Annotated in this window: 10 protein-coding genes and 2 pseudogenes; 6 read left to right on the forward strand and 6 right to left on the reverse strand. The window is 58.7% G+C overall.

The window, feature by feature from the left end; genetic code table 11:
- Positions 1 to 41: 41 nt before the first annotated feature.
- The 3 genes and pseudogenes from NLM15_RS07995 (at position 42) to NLM15_RS08005 (ending at position 1,243) form a co-directional block, all read left to right on the forward strand.
- Positions 42 to 521: a xanthine dehydrogenase family protein subunit M gene (locus NLM15_RS07995; protein WP_254124177.1), complete on the forward strand. Its 480-nt coding sequence runs from the start codon at positions 42 to 44 to the stop codon at positions 519 to 521.
- Positions 482 to 682, forward strand: a pseudogene (locus NLM15_RS08000) ((2Fe-2S)-binding protein); the annotation flags it as partial. The gene NLM15_RS07995 and the pseudogene NLM15_RS08000, both read left to right, overlap by 40 nt.
- 24 nt (positions 683 to 706) lie before the next feature.
- Positions 707 to 1,243 (forward strand): MBL fold metallo-hydrolase, encoded by a 537-nt coding sequence (locus tag NLM15_RS08005; RefSeq protein ID WP_254116430.1) that lies wholly within the window; start codon positions 707 to 709, stop codon positions 1,241 to 1,243.
- A 337-nt stretch (positions 1,244 to 1,580) separates the two neighbouring features.
- Here NLM15_RS08005 and NLM15_RS08010 read toward each other — a convergent pair whose 3' ends face one another.
- The gene (locus tag NLM15_RS08010) at positions 1,581 to 2,009 is read right to left on the reverse strand and encodes a hypothetical protein (protein ID WP_254116431.1); all 429 of its coding nucleotides are present in this window, start codon (positions 2,007 to 2,009) and stop codon (positions 1,581 to 1,583) included.
- Between the two features lie 215 nt (positions 2,010 to 2,224).
- On the reverse strand, positions 2,225 to 2,509 hold the full coding sequence (locus NLM15_RS08015) for a DUF3892 domain-containing protein (protein ID WP_254116432.1): 285 nt from the start codon (positions 2,507 to 2,509) through the stop codon (positions 2,225 to 2,227).
- A gap of 1,397 nt (positions 2,510 to 3,906) precedes the next feature.
- Between NLM15_RS08015 and NLM15_RS43675 the strand changes: the two genes are divergently transcribed.
- On the forward strand, positions 3,907 to 4,209 hold the full coding sequence (locus tag NLM15_RS43675) for a pantoate--beta-alanine ligase (RefSeq protein WP_305887431.1): 303 nt from the start codon (positions 3,907 to 3,909) through the stop codon (positions 4,207 to 4,209).
- Positions 4,210 to 4,350: 141 nt separating this feature from the next.
- On the opposite strand, the gene NLM15_RS08025 is transcribed toward NLM15_RS43675, so the two are convergent.
- From NLM15_RS08025 to NLM15_RS08040, 4 genes are all read right to left on the reverse strand, one after another.
- Positions 4,351 to 4,503, reverse strand: coding sequence for a hypothetical protein (locus tag NLM15_RS08025; RefSeq protein WP_254116434.1), 153 nt, complete (start codon positions 4,501 to 4,503; stop codon positions 4,351 to 4,353).
- 713 nt (positions 4,504 to 5,216) lie between these two features.
- On the reverse strand, positions 5,217 to 5,513 hold the full coding sequence (locus NLM15_RS08030; protein WP_254116435.1) for a hypothetical protein: 297 nt from the start codon (positions 5,511 to 5,513) through the stop codon (positions 5,217 to 5,219).
- 91 nt (positions 5,514 to 5,604) lie between these two features.
- Positions 5,605 to 6,495, reverse strand: a complete 891-nt coding sequence (locus NLM15_RS08035; protein WP_254116436.1) for a hypothetical protein — start codon at positions 6,493 to 6,495, stop codon at positions 5,605 to 5,607.
- Positions 6,496 to 6,523: 28 nt separating this feature from the next.
- Positions 6,524 to 7,186: a ParA family protein gene (locus tag NLM15_RS08040; protein ID WP_254116437.1), complete on the reverse strand. Its 663-nt coding sequence runs from the start codon at positions 7,184 to 7,186 to the stop codon at positions 6,524 to 6,526.
- Between the two features lie 2,574 nt (positions 7,187 to 9,760).
- Between NLM15_RS08040 and NLM15_RS08045 the strand changes: the two genes are divergently transcribed.
- Complete coding sequence (locus NLM15_RS08045; RefSeq protein WP_254116438.1) at positions 9,761 to 10,219, forward strand: GNAT family N-acetyltransferase; 459 nt, start codon at positions 9,761 to 9,763, stop codon at positions 10,217 to 10,219.
- A 258-nt stretch (positions 10,220 to 10,477) separates the two neighbouring features.
- Positions 10,478 to 11,716 (forward strand): annotated as a pseudogene (locus tag NLM15_RS08050) (transposase).
- Positions 11,717 to 12,375 lie beyond the last annotated feature (659 nt).

The following is a 12,375-nucleotide window of genomic DNA, read 5'->3' on the forward strand; positions in this document are numbered from 1 at the left end:
TCACCGCTCGTTGTTAAAGGCTTCCCGTCATGGCGGCCGCGATGCGGCACGTGGCTCATCTGGCTATACGCAATCGCGGTGCGATCGGCGGCAGCTTGTCCCATGCTGATCGGGCCGCCGAACTGCCGATGCTATCGGCATTCTACGATGCAAGGATCTCCATTCGAGGACCAAATGGGTCCCGGACCGTCGCCGCGGAAGAGTTCTTCATCGATGCTCTGACGAGTTGTTTGGAGCCAAACGAAATCGTCGTGGAAGTTAAATTCCCGATCCTCGATCACGATGGTTGGGCCTTCGAGGAGGTCGCGCGGCGCTTCGGCGATTTCGCGCTAGCAAGCATCGCTCTTTCCGTTCGTCGCTCGGGCTCAAAGCCTCGAGACGCGCGTATCGCGGTAATGTGCGTCGCGGACACTCCGCTGCGCTTGAAGGAAGCTGAGCGAGAGCGCGTCGCCCTGACGCTTGACGAACAGGCTCCGGAGCTCACGGGCTCCAGTGCGGCCACTGCACGCCCGGCATGTTGATGACCGGCTAGGACTTGCTTGGAAAGTATCCTCTCGCGACCGACGAGGACATCCGAGAGGGTCTTTCCGGAAATCTTTGCCGCTGCACTGGCCACCAGAACATACTGGCGGCGATCCGCGGCGCCGCTACGAAGCGCTTGGAGAGAAAGCTATCAAGCTGAATTTTCTCGCCGCCGGACGTCTGGATGAAAAAGAGCATCTTTGTCGCCGACGCAGAGCGGAACGAGACGATCGATCTTCCAGTTAGCAGCGCGTTGATCCGGCACAAGCAGGGTAACGTGTTGTTCCACACTGGATGTCATCCGTCCGTCGTCACCGATGCGCAGGGGCGTTGGGGTCAGCTCGCAAAGGTCATGAGGCCGATGATGGGCGCGAACCAGACACTGGTGCCGAGCCTGGCTTGCACGGGCCTCGGGTCGGACGACGTCGACATCGTCATCAACTCACACTTTCATCCGGACCATTGCGGCTGCAATCAGTTCTTTCGCAAGGCGACGATTTTCGCTCATGCCAAGGAGATTGAAGCGGCGAGGGCGCCTGGCGCCGACACCGCAGGATATCTCAAAGTCGACTTGGGATTACGGACAGCCCATAGAACCCGTAAACGGCGAGAAAGATTCTGTTCGGAGACGCCACCTTGGTGCTGGTTCCGCTTCCCGGCCACACGCTCGGGACGATGGGCGCGCTCGTTAGGATTTGTACTGCACCACATTTCTAGATGACTTTACTGCGAGGTGCCCGAATGGTGCACACTTCATGCCATGGCCCTGCGCGAATTTCGGCGAGCCTCGCTGATGCCAGAGCGATTGAAAAGAAACAAGCGGAGCCACAGCGTGCACGTGGCGCCTGAGGCGGTCGAACTATTCAGGCCAGGGATGTGCGACCCTCACAGTCAGGACATCCGCATCCGATTGGCCGTGGCGCTTGCACGCAGCAAATTTGCAGCGCGCCCGCTGCGATGGCAGGCCTCGGCCTTGATCGGCTCTGGCCGCGAACCGGCGACGTTGCGCTCGGGCTGCGGGCGCAGCTGATGAAGTCGGCGAACCGGCCGGCTAGCGATTAACTTCCAACGGAGAGGTCAATGCCAATTTTTACTGCCGCCACAACGGCTGTTCTTGCGACCGCCGGCATCACCAGCACCTTTGTCGATGAAGCGGAAATCGTGGAATTGGACCCAAGGCCTGAGGATGACGGGGGAGAAGACGAATAACGGCGATCTCCGCTTTCAGATCCCCGGATTTTGTACCTTTTTTTACGAGCTTCAGTTGTCCCCGTATGCCGCATCGACCTGACGACAGGCTGACGACTCCAATGGATGGCGAGATCATTTGTCAATCCCGCAGACGCGGCGATGCGGCTGGCTGCCGAGCTATCATCGAAGTCGGCCGTGAATTGATTGAGCAGAAGAAGCCGCTCGGACACGGCAATTTTCCTGCCTTGGATCGATGCAGATTTTGGGATGGCAAAGAGCGCGGCCGGCAACTTCATCAATGTTGCAAATGTTTATGGCACCAAACTTCCAACCATTGGAAATTTGGCCCCAACCGCTCTCTACGCTCTTGCTGCGCCGTCAACGCCGCCCGAAGTCCACGAGCAAATCGAAGACCGCGCTGCCAAGGGAGAGAAGGTAACGCCCCAAGGCCGACGCATTCGCGGCGTCTTGTGCAGACCTCATTCGCGCCAAGGGTAGATGTTATTGAGAATCACAAACACTCAGCGAGTAAAAGAAGATTGTCAGGTTGAATGTCGTCCGCCATCGTCTTGATGTACTTGTGCCCCTCGTGCGTGGCCCACACCACCTCGACCCTGCGGCCGTTTTCTTCGACGTAAAACTCCCATTCGTCGCTCTCGATATCTTTGATAGCCTGATCGATGGATCGCTTCCACGGCGTCCCGTCGGGGTTTGCTCCTCCAACATGTGTGATTCTTTCGTGAGGGTTCTTTTTGTCCGTCTTGCTGACGCAGCGAATGCGTGCGCGTTTAACCATTCTAGTCTCTCCTAAATCTGAAAGTCCCGAAGGCCCAGCATAGATCAATGGTTGGATTAGGCGGCCACCAATCCTGGTAGGTGCGGGGGACCTTTCACTATACAGCTTGGAGGAGTCGCTCATGGACTGCCATCCGCGCGCGCCGCGCTGGTCAGCTTTGCTAGGCAGGCGGCAGGGCGGCAACCAAAGTTAGCGAACCGTGATAGGGACAGCGCGTTATAGGGAAGGACAAAGCGCCGAGTCATGTCGTCACTAACTTCACTGACAGCGCGAGCGCGGTACGGACAGCGTCGGGCTACGCGATCCTCCGACTCCGAGTCACGCTGCTTCTGTCGCGAGCCGCTTTGTCTTGGAAATCGGCCCGGAGTTGAGCGAGCAAAGCGCGGCACTAAGCGCCTTTATGAAATCCCACATGGCCAACGCGCCACCTTGGGTTGAGGTCGCCTAGCAGGTCGGCCAGCGAGCGAACGGGCTATTCCGCTCGGCGTATAAGCTGCGCTGGGCAGGAGTTCTCGGCCGCCAGTCATAGCCCGCCCATCAAGCCCGCTCCAGCGTACGCTGGGGCGGGCTTTCCCTGTTCTTTTTGCCGACTGGCGTTAACGCTGGTTCTAGGGGGCGTTGGGGGAATACGTGAGCGCGGCTCGCGAGTTTATCGACTTCTGAACCGAGAACAGCATTCAAGCCGTCGAGCAGTACAGGACTCCCGGCGCGTCGCAGGATGTGGCGGAACTCAGCCGATATCTTGTCGAGGCCGCTGGGGAGCGGGGTATTTCGGAGCCCGACTTGCGGGCTGAGATCGGCGAAGTCTCCGAATACATCAGGGACCGGCTCAAGGCGGTGAACGACGCTGAGCGCAAGCGGCGGAGGTTGGCCACGGCGCCGTGCTGCGAGTCGATGCTCTAAAACGTTGCCAGGCCCTAGCCAGAGCCATCCTTCTGAACATAATTCAATGCACCGGGGCAAGCACTGGGTAAAAGTTACAACAAAGTACAAGTCCGGTTGGACTAACGGCTTCCGATGCAGGATAAGGATTGCCTTGGCACGCAAAGCCTTGAGCATGGTTCGTGCAAGTCCCTTGTATTGCCCCGCCATTGGCAGGCGAAAACCAACAGTGCCGAACCCCGTTGATTCTTCCAGTACGACGGAGCAGGAAGCCCCTGCGCCATGGCCTCAGAAAGAAGAAGAACTGGGCGAGCACCAAAAGTGACAGAAATCTCTGTCCAGCTCGGTTGATATCTTTTTTGAATGGGTGTGCGCGGCACAGCCCTTGTGCGAGCTCTTCAAGGTGGCCATTTCCGCGGCGTTCAACCGTCGTCTGCAAGTTGTTCAACATGGTGCTGCGGGATGTCGCGTTCTTTGAATAGAAGGATTTTCAGCAATAGGCGGTGGTGCGGCGAATGGCAACCGATCTCAACCTTCCGATCGACATCGTCGCCGCGCAAACGGTTCGCGATCCGGATCAGCTCGCAATGACCAGCCGGAACCGGCGTGTCAGCGCGACTGAACGCAATCGAGCCCCTTTCGGTCAGTCGAAGGCTGTTCGAGGCAGAGGCCGAGCTTCGGGCAGGGGAGCACGATCCCGTCCGGCTGTTATCACTCGCCAGGCGATCCATCGAGAAGGTCGATGGGCTGCAAACCTGGAAACCGTAGATGTCGAAACGCTCGAGCCAGTCACAAGCCGTATCGCGTCATGTCGCTAGCTTGACCGGGCTGACGACAATATCGTGCTCGATCCCGATGGCTTTGCCGGCTGATGCCGAGCTCCGAGCGAGTCGCGATCTTGGTGTGAAGCGCAGACCGCCGATCAGCGGTCGCGCGCGCGTTTCCGTCGCAGGGGCGACTCATTGAGATGATGGAGCTGGTCGCTCCGATCTTAGCACTTTAAGCGCGCGACGCTTCATCGTCGCGGTCAGCTTTTTTGCTTTGGATCGACCGGGTGTTTTGGATGCAAGACTGCCGATGCTTGATCGTTGCTCCTGCTTGGTCTGCGTCATCGCCATCCTCCAAATAGATTCATCAATACGAGCTGGAGCATGCTTGCGATCGCAACTAGCGCCTCAAGCACGGCCGCTCACGGGCTCGGGCCAAAGCTGGTTGTGGCGAGCAGACCGGTGCGGTCAGCAGCAGAAAAAGAATCCTGTTCGCTTCATAACCGGCGGCTGCTCGACTGCGTTTAGAACCCGACATCACCAGCGGGCCTTCGTGCCTAAAAAGCGACCTGACCAGCTCCGCCCGCGGCGCTTAAGCGAAATCTCATAATAGGAAAAATGGTCGGACATCCACAATCGTTGCATTTCTGTTTACGGCGAACTCCGATCGTGGCGCCGCCTCCTCTGCTCAACGTATGGGGCCGTTGTGAAGCATCGTGCGACGTTGCTGACAACCCCTTCGACAGTTTTGCACATCGACTGCGGTGAAAACTATCAAAAAATGTCAGTCCAACGCTAGATTCCGTCAAGCCCGCTGTTGCGTAGCAAATGGCTTTATAGGAAGAGCAACATCTTCATTGTCGGTGAGGTGTATGTTCGGTTGGACTTTTCAGCTGAAAGAGCGCATTCGAGCGTCTCCAATGTGCTTTCTCGTAAGCCCGTTCCTTCGGGATGAAGTCGGTCAAAGGAGCAGCGTGCATTGTCCTTGTTCCCCCATTTGCATGACGACGCTTTTCTGGCCTTTTTCGCGCGATTACAAGCACATGTACGCAGCGTGCCTACTCGACATCCATGAGCGCTACTTTTCGAGCGCGCCGGCGTTTCCGACGCCGCGGCAGGTCGGTCATGGCATCGACGACGTCATGCGGGCGAACCGCGGGTTGTGAAACGAAGGCCTCGATTTGGGCGCTCCACCGGAAACGATCTCGGCGGGCCGCCGACGACGCGGATGTCGTGCTCGCCTCGGTTGCCGGCAGATCGCGGCCGAACGCCTTGGCGGCTTTCAGATTGACTACCAGCTCGTACTTGGTCGGTGTTTGCACCGGCTTCGCTCCGGCCCTTATCAGCGCAATCATGGGCCATGCAGGAGCGGCCCCAACGTAAGCGTCTTCTTCGCTCAAGGCTCGGACGAAAGTTTCGGACGCCAAAACCTCGCGCTGCTTAGGTTTACATTTCTGAATCTGAAATGCGGGTCAGCATCTTCACGTGCGGCCCCGCCCGTTTGAAGACCGGCTGCCAAAAGGCATAGGCCGACTCGGCGAAACTCGCGCTTATGGCGAACTTCGTGAGCGCCGCTCGATATGCGGCCTGTAGCGGGCAGCCTTGCCCCTCGACAAGGTGCCAGATGAAATGAGCGACCTGGCGCGCGTACGTACTAGGATACCCTCGGAGGTTGGCTACGATCTCAAGCCGCACGGTCCCGGTGTCGCGCGTCGCCGGTTCCGTGATATTGGCAAGCCAGATGAAGATTGATGGATCAATGCTCGCTGCATAACCGTCGCGCTTGAGCTGCTGATTGATTATAGAGAACGCGATGGCGGCTTCTCTGAAGCATTCGCTCAGGATAAAGTTCGCCTGATTCTCCACCTTGCCGTTCTGAAGATCATTCAGCAATCTGAGAGCCTCGTCAGTAAGCCGCCGCATGTATTGCGGCTGCGCCGCGCTATCGGCAAGTTCCTTCTGCACGATCAACTCGGCCGCATCCGCGCGGAGCTCCGTCGCGGTTTCTTTGAGAACGGTCAAAAAACTGCTTTCAAGAGCGGAGCCGATGTCTTTCGACGCCGCTTCGCCCCCCGCCCGTTCCTCTACGAGATCGGCAATCTTCACCATCATCTCAGTGGTAGTGTCGGAATTTAGGAGTTCGTCCTTCAGCGCTGCCGCATTCCGAGATTCAAGCACAGCAACGGGACTCGGAGCCGTCGCTTGCCTCGCCAGCGTTGTTTCATCACACGTCTTCTCTCCTGTGCGCTCCGATCGCGGATTGGAAGCAGCAATCCCGCTGGACAACACAAACAGGCCATCGTCAACGGCTCGGCTCGCCGCCGCGGTAAGCTCCACTAGCGAGCGTCGCGCGCAACGCGCGTGACTAGCACGGCGCCTTTTCTGTGTGTGGCTCATGATCTAACGACCCCTCGACAAGCTTCTTCAAGACCCAGCGCCACAACTCACGAACTTCCTCCGAGGCTCTTCCCTCTTGTGCAAACTCGGTCACGCCTAATCCTGACCCAAGCGCGTCCTGGTGGTCATTGCGCTGTCCGACATAGGGAAGCGCAAGCACCCCGAGCGAATTGAGCGATGTTGCAGCTTCACTCAAGCGGCAACCCCGCGGCGGCGCCTGATTAAGGACGAAAGCGAATCGGCGGTTGAGCCTACGAATAGCAATCAGCGTCGGTATCGCAGCTTCGATGTCGGCCAGGCTCGGACGCACAGGGATCAGGCAAAGATTGGCCCTCGCGATAGCGAGCACGGCCAGTGCATTGTTCGTGGCGGCGGTATCGATGACAGTAAGCCAGGTTCCCTCAGCTTCAAGGCTGTCGAGAGCCACTTCAATTTCGGCGGGATCGGAGATCCGAACGACCCGCGGATAGAGGTGGCCGCGTCGCTCTTTCCATTTTGAAATCGTGCCTTGTGGATCCGCCTCAACAATTGCGACGCGCTCCCCGTTCTCCATCGCTGCGACTGCAATTCCAACCGCCAGCGTGCTCTTGCCGCTTCCGCCTTTTTGGGTGATCAGAGCAAGGACATACATATCCTGCGCTTCCCGAATGACAACGAGATCGCATGAGTCGTTGAAAAAGCTGAGCCTACCAATCGGTGACCTACCACTCCCCAGCGTGAATCGCATCAAGAGCGAACGTGGAACTCACAACCAAATCGAGTCCCCGCCACGAACGATATACCGCGCTATATGTTGCCCAACGATTGCTTTGGCCCTCAGTCAACTACCAACCATTGGGAATGGATGGGAAGATGATCACGTGGCAATCCTCGTCCAGTAACCCCCACCGCCGGATGAGAGGTTGTCCTTTTTACGAGCTTCAGTTTTCCCGCATGCCGCATTCACCTGACGAGAAACTGACGACTCCAATGGAGGGCGAGATCATTTGTCAACCCGCGCAGGCGCGGCTGGAGAGGGGGAGCCGGCCAGCGGTTGGGCGGCGGGCGGTGAGGGGCGCGTCGGACGCGAGACTGTAGCGGCCAGCGGAGGGCTCGTTCTCGTTCAGCACATCCACAAAACGCGCGTGTAGCGTTATCTCATGCTTTGATCCGTCAAGCAGAACACGAAGGCGGTAGCGCGTTCCGACAGATCCGAGAACAAAACCATGTCGGCCGACCATTCTGGGACCCGCTGCTGCGTTCACGATAATCCGTTGCCCTTTCACCATCTCATTTTTGACGAGTGTGAGGTCCAGTGGCTTTGCCAGGCTGCGTCTGTTTGGCGGAGGCATGGTGGAAACTTAGCGCCGCCGGTCGCATGCAAGGAGTTTCCTCGTCGTACCAGGTAGTTTGCGATCAGTAGCCTGACAGCCGGGATGACAGTAGCAATCTCGCGGATCATTTGGACCTCAAAACGTTCATTTACCTCACGAGACGATCAAATCGTCAAGCCTCGTTGTGTTGCGCTCGGACGAGAAGGCCGCCCGAAAGAGATGCATCGGCTCGCGCCGCAGCGGAGCGCATTCGGGGTCGCACGCAGCTCGCGGCCGAGTCTATCATTAAGGTTGGCCGCAAGTTGGTTGAAGAGAAGGCACTTGGTCATGGCAATTTTCTTGCCATTGGTTGAGGCTTAGTTCGGCTGGGGAATTAAGACGGCCGATCGATACATGATGATAACCAACGGATACGGAGAAAATTGGACACGCGTGTCCGATTTGAAATACAGAGCACTCCTTTCTTCGTCGTCTGCAGAACCAGAAGTCCGCCGTCAAGTCGAGGGCCGCGCGACGCGTGGCGAGAAAGCAACGAACTGTATATATCGTTTCGTCCGGCTTTTGAGCAAACCGCATTCGCGCTAAGAGTAGATGTTGCTGAATATCGCGGACACTCAGGCAATAGAGGAATGTTTGGATGAATATCGTCCGCCGCCGTCTTGATGAACTTGTACCGCTCGTGCGTGGTCCACGACATAAACTCCGCGGCCGTTTTCTTCGACATAGAACTCCCACTCGTTGCTCTTCTCGGATAGCCTGATCGAGGGATCGCTTCCACTGCGTTCCGTCGGGGTTTGCTCCGCCATCATGTGAGAATCTTTCGTGAGGGTTCTTTCTGTCCGTCTTGTTGACGTAGCGAATGCGTGCGCGTTTGGTCATTCACGTCTCCTGAATCTGGCAAAAGGTTGAGGACCAGCCGGTTGGATTAGGCGGCCACCAATCTAGGTAGGTACGCTGCAGTGCTTTTCCGTGATACAACTTCGCGGCTCCCGGGGCCCTGCCGTCACCGCCGGGAGCCGGTGGTCAGCTTTGCCATTCAAGGTGGCCAGGCCGGCCACTGAAGTTAGCGGCGCGTGATAGGGACAGCGCTTGCGTGCTTGCGACGCCCCAAAGCGCCGAGTCACGTTGTTGCTAACTTCACCGGCAGCGCGAGCGCGGTAGGGACAGCGTCGGCTACGCGACCTATCGACGCCGAGTCGCGCTCGACGCGCTGCTTCCGTGGCGAGGATAGCTCACTGCGCCCCCTATGTTTTTCGCCCTACCGGGTGGCGACACAAACTCGGTTACAAGGTGGGTGGTCAGTAGAATCTTGGTTGGCTCATAGATGGCGAAGAACCTTGACGATCTCGGGCGTATGGCAGAGGTCGAAATCAACGAGTGCCGAGATCATAGTTGAGCAGCTCGATGGCGAGATCACTGTCGCAGTCGCCGGCGTTGTGGGCGTTTATTTGCAGCTAACGGCAGATAGTCGCGCAAGCTCTCTCGTGCCATGGCTGTGGCCGCGAAGAATGCGCAGAAATTTACCGCGTCAGTTGAGACGTAGTGGCTACTTTCTCACCGAGTGCTCTTGCATAAAGCGCGTGGCACGCACGCGCGCTCGCTCCAGCATGGCTTCCTTGCTTTCGCAGCGGCAAGCTTGGCCCTTGGTGTAGCCATTGTTATTTGGGCTCCATGCCGATAGCGTAGGTCCAAGCGAATGCCCGGTGCCGCGCGTGAGGCTATGGTGGAATCAACCGGTGCTCGCACCACAGCCCGCGCAAGGGTCCAGCGGTTGCCGTTACCCGTCTTGTAGCCGGCCGGTTGAGCAGGCCCGTAATCAGGTCGTCGCTGATGTCGCTCGAACAGCTCGCCATCGCAGAGCGCACTTGCCGACTGAAAGGTAGGGTCCCAAGATGGACGAGATCGTTACCAGGAGAGTGACCGCTGCAGATGCAGAAACCGTCGGCCGCTTTGTCGATTCACTTTTGGTCGAACTAAGGGGCGAACCGTCCGATGCAAGTCGCAGGATCAACAGCGCGCGAGCACTTTTGGCGGACAGCAGTAATTATCTTGGGTTTCTTGCAGAAAAGAGTGCCGGGCCGCTCGGGCTCATGATGATTATCGAATTCGCCGCCGTCTACACGCTCGGTATAGCTGGGACGATCACCGAATTGTACGTTTTGCCGGCGTATCGCTCGAACGGCGTCGCCGAGCGGCTGCTTGGCGCTGCGATCGCACATGGCAAGATGCGCGGCTGGAATAGGCTCGAGGTGGGCGCGCCCAGGCAACCAGCGTGGCAACGATCTCTTAAGTTCTACAAGCGCAACGGGTTCACCGAAATCGGGCCGCGCTTAGGCTTGAAACTTGGCTGACCGGTTGGTGCCGCCTATCTCATCGCGCGCTCAGCTTAACATGAATCCCGACGGCGGCAAAAACCGAGCGACAATAGGATTTATGGAGGCACCTCATGTTCGACACGGCAACCGCCGCGCTTTGCGGCGCTCCTCGACGAAGTCCGCGAAGCGTCTCGCACGGGGATGTCCCGGGTTCTGTTCAGTTTCTGAAGAGGTCGGGGTTGCCCACCTTTAGCCGGTAGGCGCGGGGTGCTGATTCCACAAGTAGAGCAAGTCGTGACGAGAGATATCACACCGGCTGGTTGGCCGGCGACCGGGGCTGTGGACGAAGCGTTTGCAGAAGTGCGGGCGAGCTTCGATCGGTTCTGCCTTGCGGCGGGGATCGAGGCGCTCGGCACGATGATGGAGGCGGATGAGACGGCGGCCGGAGGGCCGCGCCACGGTCGCGATGCGGCGCGGCGGGCGCATCGTTGGGACGGATCGGTTTCCGCGGCGGCAAGATCGAGGTCCAGCGCCCGCGGGTTCGGGGGTGGACGGCCGCGAGGTGACGATCCCGAGCTGAGAAACGGCGGAGGAGGATTGGCTCGGTCGCTAGGCGAATCTGCTGATCAATGTGTCGATGCGCCGGTTCGGCCGCGCTGTCCGGCTGTCCGAGGGTGACGTGCCGGCACCGCCCGGATCGGGGATTCGAAGTCGGCGGCCTCGCGGAGGTTCGTAGCGCTGTCGGCGGCGCGGCTGACAAACTTCATGGAAACCGACCTGTCCGCGCTCGACCTTCTGGTGGTCCAAATCGACGGTCTGCATCTCGGCGACGATCTCGTGCTGGTCGCCGCGATTGGGGTTGACGGCGAAGGCAACAAGCATCCGCTGGCGCTGGCGGAAGGGGCGACCGAGAATGCCGCAATGGTCCAGGCTCTGCTGGACAATCGGTATCGCGCCGGCTTGCCCACCGACGGTGCCAAGACTGTTCATCGCCGACGGCGCGAAGGCGTTTGTCGAAGGCGTCCGCCGCACCCTCCGTTCGGCCGCTGTGATCCAGCGCTGCAGATCCACAGAGCGCGCAGCATCGTGGAACGCCTGTCGAAAGAGCATCATGCGCCACCCGTCGGGTGCTGCGTCAGGCCTGGGAGCTCGATGAAGCCGACAAGGCTGAAAAATTGATCCGCAATCTCGCGCGTCGACTCGACCAGCAATGGCCCGGCGTAGCGGCCAGCGTCCTCGAAGGCCTCGACGAAATCCTGACTGAAGTTGCCGAAGGAGCTTCGTCGATCGCTCGCCTGTACCAACATCGCCGAGAACATGATGGGCACCATTCGCCGCGTCACGCGCAACGTCAAATGCCGGCGGGCCGCCGGTATGGCCTTGCGATGGGCCGCGGCCGGCATGATCGAGGCCAACAAGGGCTTCCAACGATTGAAGGCGCATAAGCAATTGTCAGTTCTGTGTGCCGCCCTTCAGGCTCGCCACAATCGCATGACGATCAACCCCATCGCCCACGTCAAGAGGGCCGCGTAACATTCATTCCGGCAACGCCGGCCCGACGCAATTCAACACGGACCGGGACATCTCCTCCGCGGCATCAGAACCGGGGTTAAGAGCATCTCGAAGGAGTTCTTCGGAATGCTTCCAACTAGCATCGGCTCTCCGCGATATACTCAAAACAGGCGCGGAACGTCAGAGCGCGGCCAACGATCGCATGGGGTAGCAATCCACCTCGCTCAGCCACCGCCGCAAAAGAGCTCTATTGTTCTTCGCTGTCGAGCTCAATTGAGTCAGAATCGTCAAAATCCAAGAGAGCCGGCATGCCAGCAGTGATTCGCCTTGTATTTCTGCGTTTTTTTTAACCACTTGCAAATTCTTTGCAGCGGCGTCATCGGTGTGATCCACATCTCGGCTCAAGTTGAAGCGCGTACCGACGACGAGCCAGGTCAGTGCCACATGCCGTCATTCGCTATCCCGAACGAGGCATTCGCGCTGCCAGGGAAGTTTGCAGCGTTGTGGCTCGGCGCCGGCATACTGACAACGATGTCCCACCACAGGAGGCTAAAGTGGCGGCGGCCATGCTGCCGCCTGCATCGCAAGGCTGACAGCGTGCTCCCCGGAGGGCAACCTACGGGGTGGCCTTCAAGTTGTATCGCAGAGAAGGCCTGTAAGTCACCGACCAGAATTAGTCG

This window comes from Bradyrhizobium sp. CCGB20, assembly GCF_024199855.1.
Taxonomy (GTDB): Bacteria; Pseudomonadota; Alphaproteobacteria; order Rhizobiales; family Xanthobacteraceae; genus Bradyrhizobium.